Origin of the sequence: Streptomyces sp. NPDC059866, from assembly GCF_042731325.1 — a bacterium.
GTDB lineage: Bacteria > Actinomycetota > Actinomycetes > Streptomycetales > Streptomycetaceae > Streptomyces > Streptomyces flavusporus.
In genome coordinates this window covers 339,595-363,269 of record NZ_JBHWJT010000003.1, presented here as the reverse complement: position 1 = coordinate 363,269, position 23,675 = coordinate 339,595, and the positions used below count along the sequence as shown (strand labels likewise).

Genomic DNA, 23,675 nt, shown 5'->3' with positions numbered 1-23,675 from the left:
ACTGCCGTTACAGCACCTCGGACGTCACCTGCTCCTGACCCCGGAATACTCCTGAACCGGGAGCCGGACGGTGAACACCGTCCTCCCCGGTTCGCCGGCCAGCCCGATCGTGCCGCCGTGGGCCCGCACCAGTGAGCTCGCGACCGACAGCCCGAGCCCGCTGCCGCCGCGGTCGCGGCTGCGGGCCTTGTCGACGCGGTAGAAGCGGTCGAAGACCCGCTCCCGGTCGGCGGCCGGTATTCCGGGTCCCCGGTCGGTGACCCGGACCAGCGCCGCGCCGGCCGTCACGGAGGTCTCCACGCACACCTTTGTGCCGGCCGGTGTGTGCACGGCGGCGTTGGTGAGCAGGTTGTCCAGTACCTGCCGGATCCGCTGCTGATCCAGCCGCAGCCGCACCGGCCCGTCCCCGGTCGTCACCGTCAGCGGGTGACTCGGGTGCGCGGCGCGGAAGGCGTCCGCGGCCTGCTCGACCAGCTCCACCAGGTCGGCGTCCACGAGCCGCAGCGGGGCCTCCACCTCGGCGGCGTCCAGCCGGGCGAGCAGCAGCAGGTCGTCCAGGAGGAAGCCCATCCGGGCGGCCTCGGCGCGCAGCCGCGCCAGATGCTTCTCCCGTTCCTCGGGCGCGTTGGCGGCCGCGTACTGGAACAGGTCCGCATAGCCCCGTACCGACATCAGCGGCGTCCGCAGTTCGTGCGAGGCGTCCGCGACGAACCGGCGCAGCCGCTGCTCGGCCTCGGCGCGCACGGCGAGGGAGTCGTCGATGTGTTCCAGCATGGTGTTGAACGCCGTGCGCAGCTCCTCCACCTCCGGCCCGCCGCCGGGGCCGTCGGCCCGCAGCGGCAGCCGCGCCGCCGACTCGGTCAGATCGTGCGAGGCGATGCCGTGCGCGGTGTGCGCCATGTCGCTCAGCGGCTTCAGCCCGCGCCGCAGCATCCTCCGGCCGAAGATCACCAGCGCGATCAGCGCGAGGACGAACGTCACGACCTGGATCGTGATCAGCCGGCTGACCGTGTCCTCCATGTCGTCCATGGGCGCGGCGCTCACCAGGACCACTCCGGGTTCGACCTCGCAGGCGCGCAGCCGGTAGGTGCCCTTGCCCTCGAGGTGGCCGGTGCGCAGAAGCTCGGTGTCCGCGGTGGTCTGCGCCCGGGCCAGGGCGGTGAAGTCGTCGACGTCCCGCGGCAGGTCGCCGGGGTCCTCCGGCCTGCGGAGGACGGGCTTGCCGTCCGACACGTCGTACACGGCGTAGAACCAGCTGTAGTACTTCTTTCCCGAGAGCGTGCCGTAGTCCGCGATGCTCTTGGACTGGGCGATCTGGCCCTGTGCCAGCTGCGTGTCGAGCTGGGCCGACAGATAGTCCCGCATGTACGTCGTCAGGGCCGTGCCGACGACGGCGAACACCACCAGCGCCAGGGCGCCCAGGCCCAGCGCCAGCCGGGTGCCCAGGCGGAGCCTGCGGTACGTCTGCCGGAGCCGGCGGATCACTCGGCGGCCCGCCGGATCACGTATCCGAAGCCCCGGACGGTGTGGATCAGCGGGGAGCCGGTGTCGTCGAGCTTGCGGCGCAGCCGGCTGACGACCAGTTCGACGACGTTGGAGCGGCCGCCGAAGCCGTACTCCCACACATGGTCGAGGATCTGCGCCTTGGTGAGCACGGTCGGCGACCTGCGCATCAGATAGCGCAGCACCTCGTACTCGGTCGGAGTCAGCGTCAGGAGTTTCCCGCCGCGCCGCACCTCCCGGGTGTCCTCGTCCATCGTCAGGTCCGCCACCCGCAGCACCGACCGCTGGAAACCGGGCCCGGCGGTGCGCCGCAGCACCGTCCGCAGCCTGGCCATCAGCTCCTCCACGGCGAACGGCTTGACCAGATAGTCGTCACCGCCCCGGGTGAGTCCCGCCACCCGGTCGGAAATCCCGTCCCGCGCGGTGAGGAACACCACCGGCACCATCGTCCCCGAACTGCGCAGCCGGTCCAGGATGCCGAAGCCGTCGATGTCGGGCAGCATCAGATCCAGCACGACGATGTCCGGATGGAACTCGGCGACACGGCGCAGTGCCTCGTCGCCGGAGTTCGCCGTGACCGCCTCCCACCCCTCGTAGCGGGCGACCGTGGCGACGAGGTCGGCGATGGGCGGGTCGTCGTCCACGACCAGGAGCCGTACTTTTTCCACCCGTTCATAGTGCGCCAACCGTTCTCCCATGCCGGACCACGTGACCACCCCCGCCCACATCGATATCCACTTGAAAGTCGTACGACAGGAATTCGACAGCTCCCGCCAGCGAAGCTCGGAGTTCTCAAGGCCCCGATCAAGGAGTTGCCGTCCGTGACGACAGTCCAGTCACCTCCCGCGCCCACCGCGGCGCTGCGCCCCAAGGTGGTGGCCCGCACCGGTCTGTACGCCGTGCTGGCCGCAAACGTGGCCGTGGTCACCGTCTTCTTCGTCCAGGCAGGGTTCGCCTCCAACGCGCTGATCGTCCTGGGCCGGCTGGCCGGGCTGTACGGCGCCCTCCTCATGGCGTTCCAGCTGCTGCTGGTGGCCCGGCTGCCCTGGCTCGACCGCCGGATCGGCATGGACCGGCTGACCCTGTGGCACCGCTGGGTCGGCTTCTCCCTGCTGTGGACGCTGCTGGCCCATGCGGTCTTCATCACCTTCGGTTACGCCGACTCCTCGGGGCTGGATCCGGTGAACCAGCTGATCGACCTGGCCGAGACCGTCGAGGGCGTGCTGCGTGCGGTCGTCGCACTGGCGCTGATCATCGTGATCGGCCTGGTCTCGGGGCGGTTCGCCCGACGCCGGCTGGCCTACGAGACCTGGCACTTCATCCACCTCTACACCTACATCGCCGTCGTCCTGGCCTTCTCGCACCAGGTGGCGGTCGGTACGACCTTCGTCGCCTCGCCGGCGGCCACCGCGTACTGGTGGACCCTGTGGGGCATCGCGCTCGGCTCGGTCGCCGTGGGCCGTGTGGTGCTGCCGCTGTGGCGGAACCACCGCCACCAGCTGCGCGTCTCGGCCGTCGTCCCCGAGAACGACAACGTCGTCTCGGTCTACGTCACCGGCCGCGACCTCGACCGGCTGCCCGCACGGGCCGGCCAGTTCTTCCTGTGGCGGTTCCTCACCCGCGACCGCTGGTGGCAGGCCAACCCGTTCTCCCTGTCGGCGGCCCCGGACGGCCGCACCCTGCGCCTGACCGCCAAGGCCGCCGGCGACGGCACCGCCGCCCTGCGTCATCTGAAGGCCGGCACCCGGGTCTTCGCCGAGGGCCCCTACGGCGCCTTCACCACCATGCACCGCACCCGCCCCGACGCCCTGCTCATAGCCGGCGGTGTCGGCGTCACCCCCATCCGGGCCCTGCTGGAGGAGCTGCACGGCCACGCCGTGGTGATCTACCGCGTGTCCAGCGACCGGGACGCCGTCCTCTACGACGAGCTGCGCGACCTCGCCCGGGCCAAGGGCGCCGAACTGTATCTGGTCACCGGCCCGGTCGTCCCGGACAAGCTGGCGCCCGGCGAGCTGGGCCGACTGGTCCCGGACGTGGCCGACCGGGACGTCTACGTCTGCGGTCCGCCCGGTATGACGGCCGCGGTGCTGCGCAGCCTGCGCGAGCTCGGCGTGCCCAAGCCGCAGATCCACTTCGAACGCTTCAGCCTGGCCGGATGACGGGGACGAGGTACCTACCGTGAAACGAGCACTTCCTGTCCTGGTCCTGACCGTTGCCGGACTGATCCCCGTCTGGCGGTACGCGCCCTCGGACGGCACGACCACGACCGAGGCCGCCCAGCCGGCCGCGCCCCCCTCCACGGCCCCCTCCGCGACCTCCACCACGGGATCCCCGGACACCTCGGCCCAGAGCGTCGTCGCGGGCTCCACCGTCACCACGGAGAAGGGCGATGTACAGGTGGAGGTGACCTTCCAGGGCGGCGCGATCACCGCCGTACGCATGCTGAAGCAGCCGAACCACCCCCAGACGACGGCCGCCGTGCCGACGCTGATCGAGGAGACGCTGCAGGCGCAGAGCGCGGACATCGACGCGGTGTCCGGCGCGACGATCACCAGCGAGGGCTACAAGAAGTCCCTGCAGGCCGCCATCGACGCGAAGGGCGCCTGACATGCGCCGGGTCGAGCACGTGATGGGCTTCCCCGTCTCCTTGCGGATCGACGACGAGCACGTCCCCGCCGGGCTCGCCGACGCCGTCTTCGCGTGGCTGCGCGAGGTCGACGAGCGGTTCAGTCCCTTCAAGGACGACAGCGAGGTGTCCCGCCTCGACCGGGGCGAGATCGCCCTCGGCGAGGTCAGCGCCGACCTCGCCGAGGTGCTCGACCTGTGCGAGCAGTACCGCCTCGCCACCGGCGGCGCCTTCGACGCCCGCCTGCCCGGCCGCGGCCTCGACCCCTGCGCCGTGGTCAAGGGCTGGTCGGTGCAGCGGGCGGCGGAGCTGCTCACGGCCGCGGGCGTACGGCGGTACTGCCTGAACGCCGGGGGCGACGTGGTCGTCGCCGGCGGTCCGTGGCGGGTGGGCGTACGGCACCCCGACCACGCCGACCGGGTGTGCACGGTCCTGGAACTCGACCACGGGGCGGTCGCGACGTCCGCGCTGTACGAGCGGGGCGAGCACATCGTCGACGGGCGCACCGGACGTCCGGCGACCGAACTGATCAGCGTCACCGTCGTGGCCCCGACCCTGACGGAGGCGGACACCGTGGCCACCGCGGCGTTCGCGATGGGCGCGGAGGGCGTCGCCTGGGCGGCCGGACGGGCGGGCTGCGAGGTGTACGCCGTGGACGCCGGGCGGCGGGTGCGCCGTACGGCCGGGCTGCCCAGGGCGGCATGACCGTCGGCGGGGACTGCAACCGGTCAGCACGCGACGCAACCCGTCGAAGTCCTGCACCACAACCGGTCTAGACTCTCCCCGCAACGGCCCGCCGCCATGGCGAGAGCGGGCAGCGACGGCCAAACCCGAAGGGCGTTCGGCGTTTTGATACGGATAGATTCAGTCACCAAGCGGTACCCGGACGGCACGGTGGCGGTCGACCGCCTGTCACTGGAGATACCGGACCGTTCGATCACGGTCCTCGTCGGGCCGTCGGGGTGCGGCAAGACCACCACCCTGCGGATGATCAACCGGATGGTCGAGCCGAGCGAGGGCCGCATCCTCCTCGACGACGTCGACATCATGCAGCAGCCGGTCAACACACTGCGCCGGTCCATGGGTTACGTCATCCAGAACGCCGGCCTCTTCCAGCACCGCACGATCGTCGACAACATCGCCACCGTGCCCCGCATGCTCGGCTGGGGCAAGGACAAGGCCCGCTCCCGGGCCCGGGAGCTGATGGAACGGGTCGGCCTGGACGCCTCCCTCGCCAAGCGGTACCCCTACCAGCTGTCCGGCGGACAGCAGCAACGCGTCGGTGTGGCCCGGGCGTTGGCCGCCGACCCGCCCGTGCTGCTCATGGACGAGCCGTTCTCCGCCGTCGACCCCGTGGTCCGCAAGGGCCTGCAGGACGAACTCCTGCGGATCCAGGACGAGTTGGGCAAGACCATCGTCTTCGTCACCCATGACATCGACGAGGCCGTCAAGCTCGGCACCATGGTCGCCGTGATGCGCACCGGCGGCCGGCTCGCCCAGTTCGCGCCGCCCGCCGAGCTGCTGTCCCACCCCGCGGACGCCTTCGTCGAGGACTTCCTCGGCGCCGACCGCGGCATCCGGCGCCTGTCCTTCTTCCCGTCCGCCGGGCTGGAGTTGCTCACCGCGCCGATCGTCGCCGTCGACGCCACGGCCGAGCAGATCGCCGCGCGCGACACGACGGACGTCCCCTATCTCCTCGTGACGGACCTGGACGGCAGGCCTCTCGGCTGGAGCGAGCCGCGGGAGCTGGCCGCCGGGAACATCGCGGTGGATCAACTCCTGCCGTACGGGCGGCCGTTCGTGGCAGGCACGGAATCGCTGCGGGCCGCGCTCGACTGCGCCGTCCTCTCGCCCACCGGCTGGGCCGTCGCCGTGGACGGCGAGGGCCGGGTGGCCGGGGTCGTCTCCCAGCAGACCATCGGCGAGGCGATCCGTGGTGCCCACGCCGAGCGACGGGCCGACGGGACGGCCGAGAAGGCCCAGAAGGTCGCGCGATGAACGAACTCTTCGACATGCCCAGCGACATCCAGCAGGGTTACTTCGGCGTGGTCGCACTGCACCTGCGCGAAGCGCTGCTTCCGGTGCTGGCCGGGCTGCTCGTGGCGCTGCCCGTCGCCCAGCTGTGCGTGCGGCTGCGCTGGCTGTACCCGCCCGTGCTGTGGGTGACGACCGTGCTGTACGCGATCCCGTCGCTCGCCTTCTTCGTCGTCCTCATCGACTACACCGGCCTGAGCGAGCTCACGGTGATGATCCCGCTGGCCGTCTACAGCCTGGTGGTGCTGGTCCCGGCGATCGTGGACGGCGTGCGGTCGGTGCCGCAGGAGACGCTGGCCGCCGCCACCGCCATGGGTTTCGGGCCCGTACGACGCTATGTCCAGGTGCAGTTGCCGATCGCGGCGCCCGCGATCATCGCCGGGTTGCGGGTGGCGTCGGTGTCGAGCATCTCCCTCGTCAGCGTCGGCATGCTGATCGGCAACGAGGGAGCCCTCGGCAACCTGCTCAACAGCGGCATGATCTACCACCAGGACCGGCTGATCTGGCTCTCCGTGGTGGGCACGGCCGTCCTCGCCATCCTCGTGGACGCCGCGCTGATCGTCCTGCGGCTGCTGGTGACGCCCTGGATGCCGCGCGGCGCCCGGAAGAACGCGCGCACGACCGCCGTGCAGGAGGCCGCCCGGTGAACGTCCTGAACCACATCGACGCCTTCTTCAGCGACAGCGCCCACTGGCAGGGCTACGACGGCATCCCGACGCGCGTCGTCGAGCACATCGAGTACACACTGCTGGCGCTCGGCATCGCCGCCGCCGTCGGACTGCCGATCGGCCTGCTCACCGGGCACACCGGCCGCGGCGGCAACACGCTCGCCCTGGTCGCCACCGCCGCCCGTGCGCTGCCCAGCTTCGGCCTGATGGTGCTGATGTTCGTGCTGCTCGGCCTGGGCATGGCCCCGGTGATGATCCCCCTGGTCGTGCTCGCCGTCCCGCCGATCCTGGTCACCACCTACGAGGCGATGCGCTCCGTGGACCCCGCGCCGGTGGACGCCGCTCGCGGCATGGGCATGGCCGAGGCCGGGGTCCTGTTCCGGGTCGAACTGCCGGTGGCCCTGCCGCTGATCCTGAGCGGACTGCGCTCGGCGGCCATCCAGATCGTCTCGACGGCCACCATCGCCGCGTACGTCAGCTTCGGCGGCATCGGCCGCTACATCATCGACGGCCTCTACCAGCAGAACTACGAGAAGGTCGTGGGCGGCGCCACCCTGGTCGCCGGGATGGCGCTGGCCACGCTCGCGGTGTTCTGGGCGATCGCCCGCCTCACGGTCTCGCCCGGCGTGCGCCGCAGCAGCTGAGTCACCCCTCGGTGCGGGCCAGCGCCAGCTCCAGTACGACGAGCAGCGCGTCCCGCACCGAGCCGCGCTCGCGGGCGTCGAACACGACCACCGGGACGTGCTCGGCGACGTCCAGCGCCCAGCGGACCTCCTCCAGGGCGTGCTCGACCTGCCCGTCGAAGGCGTTGATCGCCACGGCGAACGGGATCTGCCGGTGCTCGAAGTAGTCCACGGCGGCATAGCAGTCGTCGAGCCGGCGGGTGTCGACGATGACGAGCGCGCCGACCGCCCCCTCCACGATGTCGTCCCACATGAAGCCGAACCGGTCCTGACCGGGCGTGCCGAACAGATACAGCTTCAGCGTGGGATCGATGGTGATGCAGCCGAAGTCCATCGCGACCGTGGTCGTGGTCTTGCGCGGGGTGTGGGAGAGGTCGTCCACCCCCGCCGCGACCTCGGTGATGGCGGCCTCGGTGATCAGCGGCTCGATCTCGGAGATGGCGCCGACGGTGGTGGTCTTGCCCACGCCGAAGCCGCCTGCGATCACCATCTTCACCGGCAGCGGCGGCCGTACGGCTCGCTGCGCGGCCGCGCCGACGGTGAGCGGTTCAGTCGGTGTCACGGAGTACCCCCCGGGAGTCGGGGATGGCGCGGAGGCCATCGATAACCCTTCGCAGGACGGACGCGTCGTGGGTGACGGCGGCGTTCGGCACGTACACCGCCAGATGTCCGGCGGTGCGCAGGTCCTCGGCGAGGACCCGGACGACGTTGAGATGCAGCCGCAGCCGGGCTGCGATCTCGGCGATGGACTGCGGCTGCTTGCAGGCGGCAACGATGTCGTGCTGCTCGAAGGAGAGCCGGTCGAGCGCGTCGAGCCCCTCGGTGGTGGCGACCACCTGGGTCTCGACCGGGATCGTCCGGCCGGACGCGGCCTCGCCCGCGCCGGCCACCCGGCCGGCGGTGACGAGGAACGGCCGTACGGCGGGGACGTGTCCGGCCGGGTCGGGGCCCGGGGGCGTCAAGCCGTCCGCCATGGGGTGTCTTCCTCCTCGACCGGCCGGTGACCGGTCAGCCCGTCGACGGGACGCCGACGCTGTTCTTCAGTTCGAGCACGAGCTGAGGGCTGAGCGCGGCACCGGCGCGGTTGGCGAACAGCGTCATCTCGTAGGCGATGTTGCCCAGTTTGGCCTCCTTGTCGGCGACCACGCCGAGCACGGCGCCGCTGCCGATCGCGGAGACCAGGACATGGCCGCCCTCCAGGTCGATGATGACCTTGTTGAGAGCGCCCAGGCCGTAGTTGCCGGAGGCGCCGGCGGCAAGGCTGGTGAGGCCGGAGACGATCGCCGCCAGCCGCTCGGAGTGGGCCCGCTCCCGCAGCTGTGCCACGGCGATGAGCAGGCCGTCGGAGGACACCGCGATGGCGTCGACGACACCCGCGGTCTCGGTCGCGAAACGGTTGAGCAGCCATGTGAAGTCGGCTGCGGCGGCCCGCAGTTCGTCCGGCGTGGAGTCTCCTGTGGGAGTGCCACCTGTCGACGTGCTCACTGCTCCGCTCCTTCCGGGAGGTGGTTCTGGTCGTGCGAGCCGCTGGGTTCGCGGGTTTCGTCGGGAGCGCGGCTGTTGCCGGCGCCCTCGCTCGGGGTGTCGCTGTCGCGATGGGCGCGTTCCACGGCCGCCTCGAACTCCTCCAGGGCGCTGCGGACCGCTTCCGCGTCGGCGGGGGCGGCCGGACGGGCGGCCGTCTGCCGGTCGGCCTCGGCGGTCGTACGGAGCGTGGCGCCCCGGACGCGGCGGCGCAGCGGGCGGGAGCCGTCCGGGGCCGTCTCGGTGCGGGCCTTCGGGATCAGCGGCTTGTCGTCGCCGGCCGCGGGTGCGCGCCGGGGGACACGGCGGGGGAGCGGGGTGGGGTCGTCCGCGGGGGCGTCGTGCTGCGCACGCGCGGTGTCCGGTGCGGCGTCCACCGGGTCTCCCGGCACGGCCGGCACGGCGGCTGAGGGCCGCGGCCCGGCCGCCGGAGCGGGGTCGGTCGCCGTCCGGGCTCCCGCGCGGTCGTGCGCGGGCGGGTCGGTCGCCGTCCGGGCTTCCGCGCCGTCGTGCGCCGTACCGCCGGAGGCCGCCGCGCCGTCCCCCGCCGTACCGCCGGAGGCCGCCGCGCCGTCCCCCGCCGTACCGCCGGAGGCCAGCGCGCTCATCGTGAGCAGCAGCGACGACGGGATCGTCACCTCGGCCGTCACGCCGCCCCCGGGCGTACGGGACAGGGTCACGCCGATCTCCCAGCGGCGGGCCAGGTTGCCCACCACGAACAGGCCGAGCACCTTCGTCGGCACCAGGTCGAGCCGCTCGCGCCGGATCAGCCGGGCGTTCTCCTCGGCCAGCCGCTCGGCGCTCATGCCCAGGCCGTGGTCGGCGACGGTGATCGTCGCACCGGAGTCGCCGCTGCGCACGGTCACCTCGACGGGGCTGCCGGCCGGGGAGAACGACACGGCGTTCTCCAGGAGTTCGGCCACCATCAGCATCAGGTCGCCGACGATGTCCGGCTCCACCATGATCTCGGTACCGGCGTGCAGTTCGACCCGCTGGTAGCCCTCGATCTGGCCGAGCGCGGCCCGTACGACGTTGGTGAGCGCGGTCGGCCCGGAGTCCAGGACGGTCTCGCGGATGCCGGCGAGCAGCATCAGGCTGTCCGCGTTGCGACGCAGGCGGACCGCGATGTGGTCGATGCGGTAGAGGCGTTCGAGGAGAGCGGGGTCGGTCTCGCCCCGCTCGACGGCGTCGATGAGGGCGAGCTGCCGGGTCGTGAGGTTGCTGACCCGTCGGCCGACGTTGCCGAACATCTCGGCGACGTTGCGCCGGCTGAGCACCTGGCGCTCCAGCAGGGCGGCCGCGGTGGTCTGCACATGGTTGAAGGCCTCGGCGAGATCGCCGATCTCGTCCTTCGCACCTACCGGGATCTCGCGCAGCCGGGGCGGTGTGTCGTCCTCGGCGTCGTCGTCGGCCACCCGGGCGAGCTCACGTCCGGCGACGTCGGCGACCTGCCGGGCGGCCCCCGTGAGGGCCTGCACCGGCCGGACCACCGAGCGGCGCACCGCCACCGAGAAGGCGCCCCAGAGGAGGAAGCCGGCCAGCGCGAGGGCGAACAGCCAGGCGGCGTTCCACCAGGCGTCGCTGGAGGAGTCGTCGGCGCGGTCGGCGATCTGGTTGATGAGCGAGCCGGTGATCTTCAGGCGGCTCTCCGACTGCTTCCGGTATTCGGGGTAGGAGGCGAGGGCCGCGGTGAACTTCTCGCGGATCTGCGCCGGCGACCCGGCCTGCAGCGAGCTGGGGTCGATCTGCAGCTCGGCGTACTGCCGCAGGATGGTCGCCTGGGCGCTGCTGTGCTCGATGCCGCGGAGCTCGGTCGCCTGCTCCTCGGTGGCGAACCGGCTGAAGCGCTCGGCCTGGTGGGTGTACAGCTCGTAGGAGCCGACCGCGCCGATGAACTCGATCAGCGCGTTGGAGTCGCCGGTCGACGCCGAGAACACACTGGTCTCGAAGGAGCTGTGGGCGGCATCCGCGCGCAGCAGCGAGTCCAGCAGATTACCGGTGAAGGTGGCCGCGAGGGCCGTGTTGCGGTCCAGACCGAGGCCGTCGATCAGGCCCTTGGCGGCGTTGGTGTAGGCCGGGTCGATGTTGTCGGCGGGCAGATAGCCCTGCTCGATGGTCCGCCGCAGGCTGCCGAGTCCGCTGATCTCCCGCAGCGCCTGTGCCTCGGTGTCCGGCAGCCGGTCGCCGAAGGCGGCACGCACCTTCTCGACCTGGGCGTCCACCGCGTCCTGTGCCTCGCGGTAGGCGGACAGCCCGGGCTTCGCGCCGGTGCCCTGGGCCTCGTGGCGCACCGACAGCAGGATGGCCTGCTGGTGCTCGGTCTCCACCCGGTCGACCAGCTCCGCGACCTGCGCGCTGTCCCGGACGAGCGTGGCGGCCTCCGCCGCGCTGCGCGCCTGCATCACCTGGTCGCTGATCAGGTAGGTGAGCAGCAGGGCGAGTCCGGCGAGCGGCACTCCGACCAGCACGTTGAGCTTGCGGCGGAACGGCCAGCGGTCGGCGAAGCCCCGTATGCCACCCCTCGCTGCGGCTTCGCTCCGCTCGTTCGTGGACACCAGGCCTCCTTCATGGGGTGTCGCACGGCGCACGAAAAACGCGCGTGTCCGTTCGCGTGTCGTTCTGATCGGTTCCGGCTGGTGTACGACGACACCGGTGCGGTCTGTGTCGCCGCTGTGACCGGAGAGCAACTCCGGTGAGACTATCGCCTCTTGGGTGGTGTGATCGTGCCACTCCAAGTCAAGAATCCGTTACAACCCGCTCCGCTTGAGGAGACGTTCGTTCGCGGTTCCTTCACAACAGGTCACTCATCGAAGCCAATCGGTGACCTGGCTGCTCTTGACTGACCGAGAACTCGCTGGATTGGATCAGCGGGTGCGGTGTGTCCGCACCCGTACGCCGCACGCACCCGCACGTCCCGCCAACGCCAAGCTTCCCCCACCACATCCTCAGCCCGGAACGGGAATTGTGACTTCTACCGTGAAGAGCAGCTGGTCCAGAACACGTCACCGCGGCGCGGCCGCCGTCGCCCTCGCCGTCGCGGCGGCGCTGGTCGCGGGCTGCGGCTCGTCCTCCGACGACGAGTCCGACAACCCGCTCTCGGAGGGCAAGGCGGACGGCGACACCGTCGTCGTCGGCTCCAACAACTTCGCCGAGAGCATCCTCCTCGCCGACATCTACGGCGAAGCCCTGAAGGCCAAGGGCATCAAGGTCGAGTACAAGCCGAACATCGGCAGCCGCGAGACCACCTACGGCCTGCTCAAGAACGGTTCCATCGCCGTTCTGCCCGAGTACAACGGCTCGCTCCTGGCCTACCTCGACCCCGACGCGGAACAGAAGTCGGCCGAGTCCGTGAACGCCGCGGTCAAGTCCAAGCTGGACTCCAAGCTGACCCTGCTGGAGTCGGCGCCGGCCGAGGACAAGGACTCCGTGTCCATCAACGCGGAGACCGCGAAGAAGTACGATCTCACCGCGCAGTCCACCCTCGCGGACCTGAAGGACATCGCCCCGGAACTGGTCATCGGCGGCTCGCCCGAGTTCCAGACCCGGCACCAGGGCCTGGTCGGGCTGGAGAAGGAATACGGCCTGGAGTTCAAGTCCTTCAAGGCCCTCGACGCCGGCGGCCCGCTCACCCAGGCCGCGCTGACCAAGAACACCGTGCAGGCCGCGGACATCTTCACGACCGACCCGACCATCACCAAGGAGAAGTTCGTCGTCCTGCAGGACCCGAAGAACCTCTTCGGGTTCGCCAACGTGACCCCGCTGGTCTACAAGAGCGGGCTCTCGCAGGAGGGCATCGACGCGCTCAACGCGGTCTCCGCCAAGCTCGACACCAAGACGCTGCTCGACCTGGACTCCCAGGTGCAGCTGGAGAACAAGGACCCGCTGGACGTGGCCAAGGCCTGGCTGAAGTCGGTCGGCCTGAACTGACCATCACCGGGCTGCTCCGCCTCGCCGTGCCCCGCGCCGCCCTCAGGCCCGCGGGGCACGCCCGGTGCACGGCCAACCGGCCCTCACTGCACGGCGGTTCACCGCCGCCGTAGCCGCAGGGCCAGAGCCGCGCCGCCGACGAGGGCCAGCACAGCGGCGGCGCCACCCGCCAGCAGGGGTGCCGAGGGGCCGGAGCCGGTGCCCTCGGCGGACGCCACCGGGGTACCGGTGGGTGCCGTCGTCGTAGGCCGGGCAGCGGCCCGGCCCTCGGGCGTCCTGGAGGGAGCGGCGGCCGGGCCGTCCTCGGGGCGGCCCGCCGCGGACGGCGGGCCGCCCGCTGTGAACACCACGTCCGAGCACGAGTAGTACGTATCGGCCGTACTGTTGTTCTGCCATACCGTGTACAGCACATGACGTCCCGTCCGGTCGGACGGGAGTGTTGCCCCGATGCGGTAGGCGCCGTCCGTCAGGGTGGGGTCCTCGACTTCCGCGAACGGCCGCTCCGGCAGGTCGGACCAGGTCAGCGGCTTCGCCGGATCGTATCCGGGCTCGGTCAGATAGAGCCGGAACGTGCCGGTGTGCGGGATGGTCGAGACGTACCTCATGGTCAGCGACCCGCCCGGTGACAGGCGGGTGGCCGGCCAGTCGGGGCGGGGCAGGTCGAGGCCCCGGTAGGCGGGCAGGCCCCCGCTGCACAACCGCCCGTCGGGGATCGTCTGCCGGTCCCGGCCGTTCACGTTCGCGACCCGGAGGTTGTCCCAGGCCTCGAACGACGCGCCGTTCGCGGCGACGGCGGCCCGGCACGCCGCGGACCGGGCCCGCTCGCCGCCCTCGGGGGAGCAGGCCACCACCCTGCTGACCGGATCCGTCGGCGCGCCGTGCGCCTGCGCCGGACCCGCCGCCCAGAGTCCCAGCAGCAACGGGCCTACGGCAGCGGCCGCCAGGGCGGTGCGACATACGGTGGTCCGGGGCATGCGAACCCCTCCTCCTCGGCCGGTGCGCGAACGGTCTGCCGAGTGCAGTACGGGAAACCGGCCCGGCGCGTTCACGCGTCGACATGCGGCACCAAAGGGAACGTTCGCGGTCAACCGGCTTATGGAAAGGGTGGGTTTCCGGCCGGATCAAGGGTTTCCCCTGTATCCGAGGCACCGTCACGTTGCCTATCGTTCGAGCACAGGCGACCCACAGGTAACCCCTGCTACGGGTCGCCCCTCGCGCCTGGCCGGCCATCGCGCTCCGCTTTTCGGTTCACCCCCCTCCGCTTCGACGACGAAGCGCATCGACCGCCGCTCCGCGTTGCCCGGAGACCGGCCACGAAAGGCAAGCCTTTGCGAACCTCCCCTGCCATCAGACGCAAGCTGATATCCGTCGCCGCCGTTTCCGCGACGCTGCTCACGGTCGCCACCGCATCGGTCGCCGTGGCCCAGGAACCCGCACCTCAGGAAGCCGCCGTCCCGGCCGCGCAGACCGAGGCCGCACCGGGCACCCCCGCCGAACGCCTCATCGTCGGCTACAAGTCCGGCGCCGCGGAGGCGAAGTCGAACAAGGCCGCCGACGCCGACGCCGCGACCAAGGGCAAGGAGGCCGGCGAGAAGCTCGACTTCCGGCGCCGCCTCGGCACCGGCGCCGCCCTGGTCGACCTCGGCGAGAACCTCACGAAGCGCGATGTCGCCGACGTCGTCGCCGAGTACCGGGCCGACCCGCAGGTCGCCTATGTCGTACCGGACCGCCTCAACACCCCGCAGGCCGACCCGAACGACACCGACTACGCCAAGCAGTGGGACCTGTTCGAGGCCACCGCCGGCATGAACGTGCCGGCCGCCTGGCCGACCTCCACCGGCAGCGGTGTGACGGTCGCCGTCATCGACACCGGCTACGTCGCCCACTCCGACCTCGCCGCGAACATCGTCGGCGGCTACGACTTCATCGCCGACACCGCCGTCTCCGTGGACGGCGACGGCCGTGACAGCAACCCGGCCGACCCGGGCGACTGGTACAACGCCAACGAGTGCGGCTCCGGCATCCCGGCCAGCAACTCCTCCTGGCACGGCACGCACGTGGCCGGCACCATCGCCGCCGTCACCAACAACAGCAAGGGCATGGCGGGCATCGCGTACGGCGCGAAGATCTCCCCGGTGCGCGTGCTCGGCAAGTGCGGCGGCTACGACTCCGACATCATCGACGCCATCACCTGGGCGTCCGGCGGCACCGTCTCGGGCGTGCCCGCCAACTCCAACGTCGCCAAGGTCATCAACATGAGCCTCGGCGGCGACGGTGCCTGCACCTCGGCGACCCAGAGCGCCATCAACGCGGCCGTGAACCGGGGTACGACGATCGCCGTGGCCGCGGGCAACGACAACGACAACGTCGCGAACCACTCGCCGGGCAACTGCAACAACGTCATCTCGGTCGCCGCGACCAACCGCACCGGTGCGAAGGCCTCGTACTCCAACTACGGCTCCCTGGTGGACATCTCGGCCCCGGGCGGCCAGACCAGCACCGGCACCGCCAACGGCATCTACTCCACGCTGAACTCCGGCACCAGGACGCCGTCCACCGAGTCGTACGCCTACTACCAGGGCACCAGCATGGCCACCCCGCACATCGCGGGCCTCGCCGCGCTGATGAAGTCGGCCAAGTCCTCGCTGACCCCGGCCCAGATCGAGTCGGCGATCAAGTCCAACGCCCGTGCGCTGCCCGGCTCCTGCTCCGGTGGCTGCGGTGCGGGTCTGGCGGACGCCGCCAAGACGGTCCAGGCCGTGGCCGGTGGTACGTCCACCGGTACGACGTTCTCCAGCAGCTCCGCCGTCTCGATCCCGGACGCCGGTTCGGCCGTCGAGTCGCCGATCACCGTCAGCGGCCGCAGCGGCAACGCGCCCTCGGCCCTCCAGGTCGCGGTCGACATCACCCACACCTACCGCGGTGACCTGGTCATCGACCTGGTCGCGCCGGACGGTTCGACGTACCGCCTGAAGTCCTCCAGCTCCTCGGACTCCGCGGACAACGTGAACACCACCTACTCGGTGAACGCCTCCGGCGAGACCGCCAACGGCACCTGGAAGCTGCGCGTCCAGGACACGGCGGCCCAGGACACGGGCCGGCTGAACAGCTGGAGCCTGACGTTCTGAACGGCTCACGGTGAGCTGAGGCTGCGCGCCTCGTGAGCGGGCGGGACGGCCGAGGAGTGCTGCGACCGTCGGGTCCACGTGCCCCTTCGTCCCGTCCCGTCCGCGCCTCGCACTCTCCAGCAGGGCGTGGGCCACGGGAGCGGGGTAGCGGCCCAGGAGTCCGCTCAGTGCCTGGTTCTCCGTCAACTCTGTGAAGATCAACGGCCGTTCCAGCAACTTTGCGAGGGTCGCCGTCTGTTCGACGGGACTCACCGCCGCCGGCCCGGTGAGCGCGTAAGCCCGACCCGCGTGTTCCCCCGGTTCCGTCAGCACCCGTACCGCGACGTCGGCGATGTCCTGTGGATCCACCGTCGCGTTCGCCGCGGTGCCGTACAGGGCGCGCACCGTGCCGTCCTCGCGGATCGGCCGGGCCCAGCTCAGGGTGTTGGACATGAAGGCACGCGGCCGCAGCAGGGTCCACGACAGACTCGAGGCGCGCAGCAGCCGCTCGTTCTCCCGCTGCCACCGAGTGATCAGATCGGTGGCCCCGGGGTCGGTCACCGCCTGGGCCGAGAGCTTCACCACATGATCGACGCCCGCTGCCTCGGCGGCAGTCAGGAAGTTCTCGTCGTGGGTGTGTGTGAGGGGGTTCGCGGTGACGAGCAGCGCGGACCGCACGCCGGTCAGCGCCGCGCGCAGCGCGCCGGGGTCGTCGAGGTCCCCGGACACCACCTCGGCGTGCGGGCGCACGAGCGCGGCGGCGCGGTGCACGGTGCGGGTCAGCAGGCGTACGGGCTCGGTGTGGGGCAGGCGTTCGGCCACCAGCCGTCCGACGGTTCCGGTCGCCCCGGTCAGCAGGATCACGACGCGGGAAGGTCGAGCGAGGCGAGGACGCGGGCACCGCGGTCGGCCTTGCTGTCGAGGCCCAGGAGCAGCCCCGGCACGGCGATGCTCGGCAGGATGTGACCCCACAGCACGGACAGCCGATGCCCGAGGTCGGCCCGGCCGCTCAGCGCCCGCGACATCAGCTGCAGGCCCGCGAAACCGCCGACCAGCAGGTCGACCGTGTTCCGCGGCTCCACCGTGGGCAGCAACTCACCCCGCTCGCGCGCCTGTTCCATGAGCACCATCAGACGCTCGCCCCACTGCCGGAACGGCCCGCTGTGATCGACACCGGAGGGTGTCGCCTGGTCCACTGTCAGCCGTACGCTCCCCCGCAACAGGGGGTTGGTCAGCAGCCGTTCGCCGACCACGAAGGTCATGTCGATGATCTCCTGCAGCCTGCAGGGCTGCTGGGGGACCGCCCCGAACGGCACCTGCTCGTCGAGCACCGCTTGGGCGAGGGACTCCTTGGACGGGAAGTGGAAGTACAGCGCGCCCTTGGTGACTTCGGCCCGCTCCAGCACCATGGCGATGGTGGTGGAGGTGTAGCCGTGTTCGTCGAAGACCGCGCCGGCGGCTTCCAGGATCGCCCTGCGTGTTCTGATGGCGCGCTCCTGTTTCGCCATGAGAGACCCTCCCCGGCGCCCTGTTGGCCGGTTCTCGCCGTGGGCGCCACGATCGTGCCGGAACTGCCCCGATCATAGAGTGCTACGGAGTGATCTCATTGAAAACAAACCGGTCGCCTCGTATTCTGGCGCTCGCCCGCAGCGGACACATCACGCTCCGCCTGGCTTTCGGGGGACCGTAGGAGAGACATGCCTCAACCGCTTGCCGAGACCCCGTCCTTGATGGCGACCGTTCCCCGGCAGTTCGTCCACCGTGCGGCCGTCGCCGAGACCTTCCTCACCGACTGGAGCCGGAAGGGAGCCGACCGCTTCACGGTGTCCGCCCAGTGGCCCCGCGCCCATGGGTTACACGTGTCGTCCGACCGTTCCGCGTACGAACCGCTGCTCGTCGTGGAGACGATCCGCCAGGCCGGAACCCTGATCGCGCACACCGAGTACGAGGTGCCCCTGGGGTACCACTTCGTGCTCCAGCAGTTCGAAGTGGACACGTTTCCCGAGCACTTGACGGTCGGCCCGATACCGGCCGAGCCGCTCGTCGAGCTCGACTTCTTCGATGTGCGGCACCGCGGCGGCCGCCCGGCCGGCGCCCGCTACACCGCCGAGGTGCTGGTCGACGGCACCCGCGTGGCCTCCGCACGCGTCGCGTTCACCTGCGTCGGCGACTCGGTCTACCGCAGGCTGCGCGGCGGCCGCACCCCGGACACCGTGTCCGCGCCGCCCGTACCGCCCGGACTCCCGGCGGAGACCGTGGGGCGCGCTCTGGCCGCGGACGTCGTACTGGCGCCGACCGAACGCGACGATCGCTGGCAGCTGCGAATCGATACCGCACATCCCGTTTTCTTCGACCACCCCCTCGACCACGCACCAGGCATGCTCCTGCTGGAGGCGGCCCGCCAGGCGGCCTGGGTGCGAGCGGCGAAGCCCGGCTCGCCCGCCTCCTTCCACGCCGCCTTCCATCGCTATGCCGAACTGGACGAACCCGTCTGGATCGAGGCCGTGGAAGAGCGGGGAACCGGGACACGGATCGTTGCCGCACAGGGAGAGTCGACGGTCTTCGAGTGCCTGGTGGGAGTCGTCACCGAGTGAGCTATCGTGTGAACAGGGAGAAACAAACGGCGTAACCCGTTTTATTTTCAGGGGAGTCCAGCCGATGGCGAGGCAGTTGCGAGCCGAACAGACCCGCGCGACGATCATCACGGCCGCCGCCGATCTGTTCGACCGTCACGGCTACGAGGCGACCAGCCTGAGCGACATCGTCGAGCACGCCCAAGTCACCAAGGGCGCCCTGTACTTCCACTTCGCGGCGAAGGAAGACCTGGCCCACGCCATCATGGAAATCCAGTCGCAGGCCTCGCGGCAGCTCGCCCGCGAGGTGGACGGCCGGGACTGCTCGTCGCTCGAAGCCCTGATGCGCATCACCTTCGGCCTCACCCGGCTCACCGTCGAGGGTCCGGTCGCCCGAGCAGGCCTCCGGCTCGCCACCGGCGGAGTGGGGGTGCGGCCACCGATGCCGCATCCCTTCACCGAGTGGCTGGAGATCGTCTCGCGCAAACTGCTCGGCGCCGTCAAGGAATCCGACCTCCACCCCGATGTGGACATCGACGTCGTCGCCCACTCCGTCGTCAGCTTCTTCGTCGGCATACGTGTCACCGGCCGCACCCTGGAATCCCTGTTGCGCCTGCCCCGCCGGGTGACCGAGATGTGGTACGTCCTCATCCGCGGCCTCGTGCCCGTGACCAGACGCCCGCGCTATTTCGGCCTCGCCGTACAGCTGGAGCGGGAGATCAGAACGGCGTGAGCGGCGCGGTACGGTGAGCCGCATGCCCGCCTCCGCGCCCCTGATCCTCGGTAACGAACCCGGCTCCTTCCCGCACAGCGTGCTGGCCGAACGCCATCCCGCGATCATCCGGCAGGTGCGGGAGGCCTTCCCGTACGGCCCCGACCGCCGGCGCGCGCTCGACGCGCTGCTCACAAGCTGCACCAAGGGCGTGATCGAACCGCTCCCCGCCGACGCGCACGACCGGGACCGCTGGGCCGCCTGGGGGCTCGACACCTACGCCGGGCGTTCCTGGTTCGACGTGCCCTGGCTGTGGTCCGAGAGCTACTTCTACCGCCAACTCCTCGAATCCGTCGGATACTTCGCCCCCGGCCCCTGGCAGGGCATCGACCCCTTCCGCCCCGACAAGCTCGCCGAGCTCGACGCACCGCAGACGGACGAGGAACTCGCAGCGCTCGACGCCCTGGAGGACCGCCCGGCCGACGAACGGGACCGGGCCCTGTTGCACGGCTCGCTCTGGGGCAACCGCGCAGACCTGGGCTTCCGGCTGTCCGCCGGCGGAGCCGACATCTCGGCCGCCGTCCCCGGCCTGGTCGCCGACGACAGCGAGACCCTGTGGTCGCTGCTCCCGCCCTCCGGCGCGGGCACCCTGTGCCTGATCGCCGACAACGCCGGCCGCGAGCTCATCCCCGACCTGCTCCTCATCGCGCATCTGCTCGCCGGTGGCCGCGTCGAGCGGGCGGTCCTGCACGTCAAGCCGCACCCGTACTACGTCTCCGACGCGACCCCCACCGATGTGCTCGACGCGCTGCGCCGGCTGACGGCGGCGCCGGGCGCGGCCCGCGGCTACGGGCGGCGGCTGTGGGCGGCGCTGACCGACGGCCGTCTCACGGTGCGGGCCCACCCCTTCTCCTGCGGCCCGCTGCCGTACGCCGAGATGCCCGACGACCTGCGCGCCGAGTTCGCCGCCGCCACGGTGACGATCGTGAAGGGCGACCTCAACTACCGCCGCCTCGTCGGCGACCGGCTGTGGCCCCCGACGACGCCGTTCCCCGACGTCACCGGCTACTTCCCCGGCCCGGTCGCCGCTCTGCGCACCCTGAAGTCCGACGTGATCTGCGGCCTCGACGCCGGCACCGAGGCCGCGCTGGACGCCGCGGAAGGCGGGCGCTGGCGGATCGGCGGCACCCATGCCCTGATCCAGGTCAGAAGCTGTCTCTGAGCCCTGCCTGACAAAGCTCGCAGGGGGTGCATCCGGGGTCTGGTTCCTCAGAGATCGATCGGCGTCGTGTCGGGTGCACACGCGTCAGTGGTCGCACCGCAAAGGCGGTGGGGCACAGCCGTTCGTCACGGTGGCTGCACGCGGCGGGCCAGCCTTCGGCCCCATGTCTGGGACGGCGCTTCGATGTAACGGTAGGTCAGGACGCATAGTGGCAGCAGCACGGCGAAGAATGTCGCTTCGAGTACGGGATGGTCCTGCCGCCACCGGCCGATCGTGTCGTCGATCACTGCCAGCAGAACCGGATGCACCAGGTAGACCGAGTAGCTGATCGTTCCCAGTTCGATCAGTGGGCGGGGTATCCGCCGACGGCGCGACGCCAGTCCGGCACCAAAGGTGAGCACGGCCAGCAGGAATGCCACGATCCAGCCCCGCCGTGTGAAGTGGGAGCCGTCGCCGTGCCAGTACGCGCTTCCTACGGCGCAGGTGACCACTACGGCAGCCGTGCCCGCCGCAGCCCAACGCCCGTCGCTGCCGTCACCGACCTCGATGGCACGGAAGGTCTTCTGCTGCTGGCTCATGGCTGCCGCTCCCATGTGGAGGTCGGGTGAAGTGGTGGCAACCTGGCTGATTTCGCAGGTAATTCACCAGATCAGACGTGGCTGGGGGAGGTAGCCGAGGTCCTCGCGGATCGTCTCGAACAGCATGTCGGGGGGCTCGGCCCGGCGCGGCCTCCACAGCGCCCGCGCTCGACGCTCCGACGGTCCCGACTCACACGATGGTGTGATCATGTCCGGGCCCGCGGATGCCCCCGGCGGGCCACGGGTAGGGCCCGGCCATGACGCAGCAGCCCTTCGAACTCCCGCACTTCTACATGCCGTATCCCGCCCGGCTGAACCCCCATGTCGACGAGGCCCGGGCCCACTCGACCGGGTGGGCGCGCGAGATGGGCATGCTGGAGGGTTCCGGGATCTGGGAGCAGGCCGACCTCGACGCGCACGACTACGGCCTGCTCTGCGCCTACACCCACCCCGACTGCGACGCCGAGGCCCTCTCGCTCATCACCGACTGGTACGTGTGGGTCTTCTTCTTCGACGACCACTTCCTGGAGATCTTCAAGCGCACCCAGGACCGCGCCGGCGGCAAGGCCTACCTGGACCGGCTGCCCCTGTTCATGCCGATGGACCTGTCGACCGAGGTGCCCGAGCCGCAGAACCCGGTCGAGGCGGGCCTCGCCGACCTGTGGGCGCGCACGGTGCCCGCCATGTCCGTCGACTGGCGGCGGCGGTTCGCCGTGGCCACCGAGCACCTGCTGAACGAGTCCTTGTGGGAGCTGTCCAACATCAACGAGGGCCGGATCGCCAACCCCGTCGAATACGTCGAGATGCGCCGCAAGGTCGGCGGCGCGCCCTGGTCCTCGGGGCTGGTGGAGTACGCGACGGCCGAAGTGCCCGTGTCCGTCGCCGGGTCGAGGCCGCTCAGGGTGCTGATGGAGACCTTCTCCGACGCGGTGCACCTGCGCAACGACCTGTTCTCCTACCAGCGCGAGGTGGAGGACGAGGGGGAACTCAGCAACGGCGTGCTCGTCCTGGAGACCTTCTTCGGCTGCACCACCCAGGAGGCCGCCGACACCGTCAACGACATCCTCACCTCCCGGCTGCACCAGTTCGAGCACACCGCCCTCACCGAAGTGCCCGCACTGGCCCTGGAGAAGGGCCTCACCCCCGAGGAGGTCGCCGCGGTCGCCGCGTACACCAAGGGGTTGCAGGACTGGCAGTCCGGTGGCCACGAATGGCATATGCGCTCCAGCCGGTACATGAACGAACGCGCCCGCGCCACTTCGCCCCGGCAGGGTCTGACCGGCCCCGGCACGTCCGCCGCCGACGTCGGCGCGCTGCTCGCCGCGGCCGGCGCCGAGCGGCTTCGCGCCTATACGCACGTGCCGTTCCAGAAGGTCGGCCCGTCCCTGCTGCCCGACTTCCACATGCCCTTCCAGGTGGAGCTCAGCCCGCACCTGGACGACGCCCGCCACCGCCTCACCGGCTGGGCGCAGCGCATGGGCATCCTCCAGGAGGGCGTCTGGGACCTGGACAAGCTTCGCGCCTACGACCTCGCTCTGTGCTCGGCGGGCCTCGACCCGGACGCAACCCCCGAGGCCCTGGACCTCAGCGCGCAGTGGCTCGCCTGGGGCACGTACGGCGACGACTACTACCCGCTGGTCTACGGCCACCGCCGCGACCTGGCCGCCGCCCGTCTCACCACGGCACGCCTGTCCGCCTGCATGCCCGTCGACGGCGAGGAGGCTCCGGTCCCGGCCAACGCCATGGAGCGCGGACTGATCGACCTGTGGGCCCGGACGACGGCGGGGATGACCTCCGAGCAACGGTGCACCCTGAAGTCCGCGGTGGACGTCATGACCCGGAGCTGGGTGTGGGAGCTGTCCAACCAGCTCCAGAACCGCATCCCCGACCCGGTCGACTACCTGGAGATGCGGCGCGAGACCTTCGGCGCCGACCTCACCATGAGCCTGTGCCGGATGGGCCACGGCCCCGCCGTACCGCCGGAGGTCTACCGCAGCGGCTCCGTCCGCTCCCTGGAGAACGCCGCCGTCGACTACGCCTGCCTGCTCAACGACGTCTTCTCCTACCAGAAGGAGATCGAGTACGAAGGTGAGATCCACAACGCGATCCTTGTCGTCCAGAACTTCTTCGGCTGCGACTACCCGGCCGCGCTGGGCGTCGTCCACGACCTGATGACCCAGCGCATGCAGCAGTTCCAGCACGTGGCCGCGCAGGAACTGCCCGTCGTGTATGACGACTTCGACCTCTCGGACGAGGCGCGCGCGATCATGCAGGGCTATGTGGTCGATCTGCAGAACTGGATGGCGGGCATCCTGAACTGGCACCGGGAGGTCGACCGCTACAAGGCCGACTGGCTGGCCCGGCGCGCCCACGGCTTCCTCCCGGACCGGGCCCCGGCCGTGCCGATCCCCGGCCGGCTTTCCGGCCCCGTCCCCGTCAGCTGATCCCGCCTCTTCCATGGTTGACAGGGCGTCAGTCTCACTCGTTCGTGGCTCGTTGTGCGCCGGTGCGCCGGGTA

The 23,675-nt window shown here is 70.8% G+C and carries 20 protein-coding genes and 2 pseudogenes; 12 read left to right on the top strand and 10 right to left on the bottom strand.

Annotated features, from left to right (window positions below; translation table 11 throughout):
- Nucleotides 1-24 precede the first annotated feature (24 nt).
- Entirely contained in the window at nucleotides 25-1,485 is a 1,461-nt protein-coding gene (locus ACFV7R_RS06045) for a sensor histidine kinase (protein WP_385260391.1), read from the bottom strand.
- Entirely contained in the window at nucleotides 1,482-2,171 is a 690-nt protein-coding gene (locus ACFV7R_RS06040) for a response regulator transcription factor (RefSeq protein WP_385260389.1), read from the bottom strand. The genes ACFV7R_RS06045 and ACFV7R_RS06040 overlap by 4 nt, the downstream gene beginning before the upstream one ends.
- Nucleotides 2,172-2,324: 153 nt before the next feature.
- On the opposite strand from ACFV7R_RS06040, the gene ACFV7R_RS06035 reads away from it, so the two are divergent.
- The 6 genes from ACFV7R_RS06035 to ACFV7R_RS06010 all read left to right on the top strand — a co-directional run bounded on the left by ACFV7R_RS06035 (nucleotide 2,325) and on the right by ACFV7R_RS06010 (nucleotide 7,475).
- Nucleotides 2,325-3,662, top strand: coding sequence for a ferric reductase-like transmembrane domain-containing protein (locus tag ACFV7R_RS06035; protein ID WP_385260387.1), 1,338 nt, complete (start codon nucleotides 2,325-2,327; stop codon nucleotides 3,660-3,662).
- Between the two features lie 19 nt (nucleotides 3,663-3,681).
- Nucleotides 3,682-4,110, top strand: coding sequence for an FMN-binding protein (locus tag ACFV7R_RS06030; RefSeq protein WP_385260385.1), 429 nt, complete (start codon nucleotides 3,682-3,684; stop codon nucleotides 4,108-4,110).
- Nucleotide 4,111: 1 nt separating this feature from the next.
- The gene (locus ACFV7R_RS06025) at nucleotides 4,112-4,834 is read left to right on the top strand and encodes an FAD:protein FMN transferase (RefSeq protein WP_385260383.1); all 723 of its coding nucleotides are present in this window, start codon (nucleotides 4,112-4,114) and stop codon (nucleotides 4,832-4,834) included.
- 144 nt (nucleotides 4,835-4,978) lie between these two features.
- Nucleotides 4,979-6,127, top strand: a complete 1,149-nt coding sequence (locus tag ACFV7R_RS06020; RefSeq protein WP_385260380.1) for an ABC transporter ATP-binding protein — start codon at nucleotides 4,979-4,981, stop codon at nucleotides 6,125-6,127.
- Nucleotides 6,124-6,810 (top strand): ABC transporter permease, encoded by a 687-nt coding sequence (locus tag ACFV7R_RS06015; RefSeq protein ID WP_129802940.1) that lies wholly within the window; start codon nucleotides 6,124-6,126, stop codon nucleotides 6,808-6,810. Before ACFV7R_RS06020 ends, ACFV7R_RS06015 begins: the two co-directional genes overlap by 4 nt.
- Complete coding sequence (locus ACFV7R_RS06010; protein ID WP_129802939.1) at nucleotides 6,807-7,475, top strand: ABC transporter permease; 669 nt, start codon at nucleotides 6,807-6,809, stop codon at nucleotides 7,473-7,475. The genes ACFV7R_RS06015 and ACFV7R_RS06010 overlap by 4 nt, the downstream gene beginning before the upstream one ends.
- Nucleotide 7,476: 1 nt before the next feature.
- On the opposite strand, the gene ACFV7R_RS06005 is transcribed toward ACFV7R_RS06010, so the two are convergent.
- The 4 genes from ACFV7R_RS06005 to ACFV7R_RS05990 are packed head-to-tail and all read right to left on the bottom strand — an operon-like array spanning nucleotide 7,477 to nucleotide 11,593.
- Nucleotides 7,477-8,076, bottom strand: coding sequence for an ATP/GTP-binding protein (locus ACFV7R_RS06005; RefSeq protein WP_385260377.1), 600 nt, complete (start codon nucleotides 8,074-8,076; stop codon nucleotides 7,477-7,479).
- Entirely contained in the window at nucleotides 8,063-8,488 is a 426-nt protein-coding gene (locus ACFV7R_RS06000) for a DUF742 domain-containing protein (protein ID WP_385260374.1), read from the bottom strand. The genes ACFV7R_RS06005 and ACFV7R_RS06000 overlap by 14 nt, the downstream gene beginning before the upstream one ends.
- 34 nt (nucleotides 8,489-8,522) lie before the next feature.
- On the bottom strand, nucleotides 8,523-8,999 hold the full coding sequence (locus ACFV7R_RS05995) for a roadblock/LC7 domain-containing protein (protein WP_224738375.1): 477 nt from the start codon (nucleotides 8,997-8,999) through the stop codon (nucleotides 8,523-8,525).
- Nucleotides 8,996-11,593, bottom strand: a complete 2,598-nt coding sequence (locus ACFV7R_RS05990) for an ATP-binding protein (RefSeq protein WP_385260372.1) — start codon at nucleotides 11,591-11,593, stop codon at nucleotides 8,996-8,998. The genes ACFV7R_RS05995 and ACFV7R_RS05990 overlap by 4 nt, the downstream gene beginning before the upstream one ends.
- A gap of 409 nt (nucleotides 11,594-12,002) precedes the next feature.
- On the opposite strand from ACFV7R_RS05990, the gene ACFV7R_RS05985 reads away from it, so the two are divergent.
- Nucleotides 12,003-12,965, top strand: coding sequence for an ABC transporter substrate-binding protein (locus tag ACFV7R_RS05985; RefSeq protein WP_385260370.1), 963 nt, complete (start codon nucleotides 12,003-12,005; stop codon nucleotides 12,963-12,965).
- A 98-nt stretch (nucleotides 12,966-13,063) separates the two neighbouring features.
- Here the strand turns inward: ACFV7R_RS05985 and ACFV7R_RS05980 are convergent, their stop codons facing one another.
- On the bottom strand, nucleotides 13,064-13,939 hold the full coding sequence (locus tag ACFV7R_RS05980; RefSeq protein WP_385260368.1) for a lytic polysaccharide monooxygenase: 876 nt from the start codon (nucleotides 13,937-13,939) through the stop codon (nucleotides 13,064-13,066).
- A gap of 354 nt (nucleotides 13,940-14,293) precedes the next feature.
- Between ACFV7R_RS05980 and ACFV7R_RS05975 the strand changes: the two genes are divergently transcribed.
- Nucleotides 14,294-16,093 (top strand): S8 family serine peptidase, encoded by a 1,800-nt coding sequence (locus ACFV7R_RS05975; RefSeq protein WP_385260366.1) that lies wholly within the window; start codon nucleotides 14,294-14,296, stop codon nucleotides 16,091-16,093.
- 330 nt (nucleotides 16,094-16,423) lie between these two features.
- Here the strand turns inward: ACFV7R_RS05975 and ACFV7R_RS05970 are convergent.
- Nucleotides 16,424-16,894, bottom strand: a pseudogene (locus tag ACFV7R_RS05970) (SDR family oxidoreductase); the annotation flags it as partial.
- A gap of 38 nt (nucleotides 16,895-16,932) precedes the next feature.
- Nucleotides 16,933-17,580 (bottom strand): ScbR family autoregulator-binding transcription factor, encoded by a 648-nt coding sequence (locus ACFV7R_RS05965; RefSeq protein WP_385260363.1) that lies wholly within the window; start codon nucleotides 17,578-17,580, stop codon nucleotides 16,933-16,935.
- Between the two features lie 189 nt (nucleotides 17,581-17,769).
- Here ACFV7R_RS05965 and ACFV7R_RS05960 point away from each other — a divergent pair, with 189 nt between their 5' ends.
- The 3 genes from ACFV7R_RS05960 to ACFV7R_RS05950 all read left to right on the top strand — a co-directional run bounded on the left by ACFV7R_RS05960 (nucleotide 17,770) and on the right by ACFV7R_RS05950 (nucleotide 20,579).
- A complete protein-coding gene (locus ACFV7R_RS05960; protein WP_385260361.1) occupies nucleotides 17,770-18,666 on the top strand; it encodes a ScbA/BarX family gamma-butyrolactone biosynthesis protein in 897 nt (298 codons plus the stop codon).
- 64 nt (nucleotides 18,667-18,730) lie between these two features.
- On the top strand, nucleotides 18,731-19,378 hold the full coding sequence (locus ACFV7R_RS05955) for a ScbR family autoregulator-binding transcription factor (RefSeq protein WP_385260358.1): 648 nt from the start codon (nucleotides 18,731-18,733) through the stop codon (nucleotides 19,376-19,378).
- A gap of 22 nt (nucleotides 19,379-19,400) precedes the next feature.
- Nucleotides 19,401-20,579 carry a damage-control phosphatase ARMT1 family protein gene (locus ACFV7R_RS05950; protein WP_385260356.1) on the top strand — a complete coding sequence of 393 codons (1,179 nt, stop codon included), beginning with the start codon at nucleotides 19,401-19,403 and terminating at the stop codon, nucleotides 20,577-20,579.
- Nucleotides 20,580-20,704: 125 nt separating this feature from the next.
- Here ACFV7R_RS05950 and ACFV7R_RS05945 read toward each other — a convergent pair.
- Nucleotides 20,705-21,094, bottom strand: a pseudogene (locus ACFV7R_RS05945) (acyltransferase family protein); the annotation flags it as partial.
- A gap of 320 nt (nucleotides 21,095-21,414) precedes the next feature.
- On the opposite strand from ACFV7R_RS05945, the gene cyc2 reads away from it, so the two are divergent.
- Nucleotides 21,415-23,601 carry a germacradienol/geosmin synthase Cyc2 gene (cyc2, locus tag ACFV7R_RS05940; RefSeq protein ID WP_385260353.1) on the top strand — a complete coding sequence of 729 codons (2,187 nt, stop codon included), beginning with the start codon at nucleotides 21,415-21,417 and terminating at the stop codon, nucleotides 23,599-23,601.
- Nucleotides 23,602-23,675: the final 74 nt, after the last annotated feature.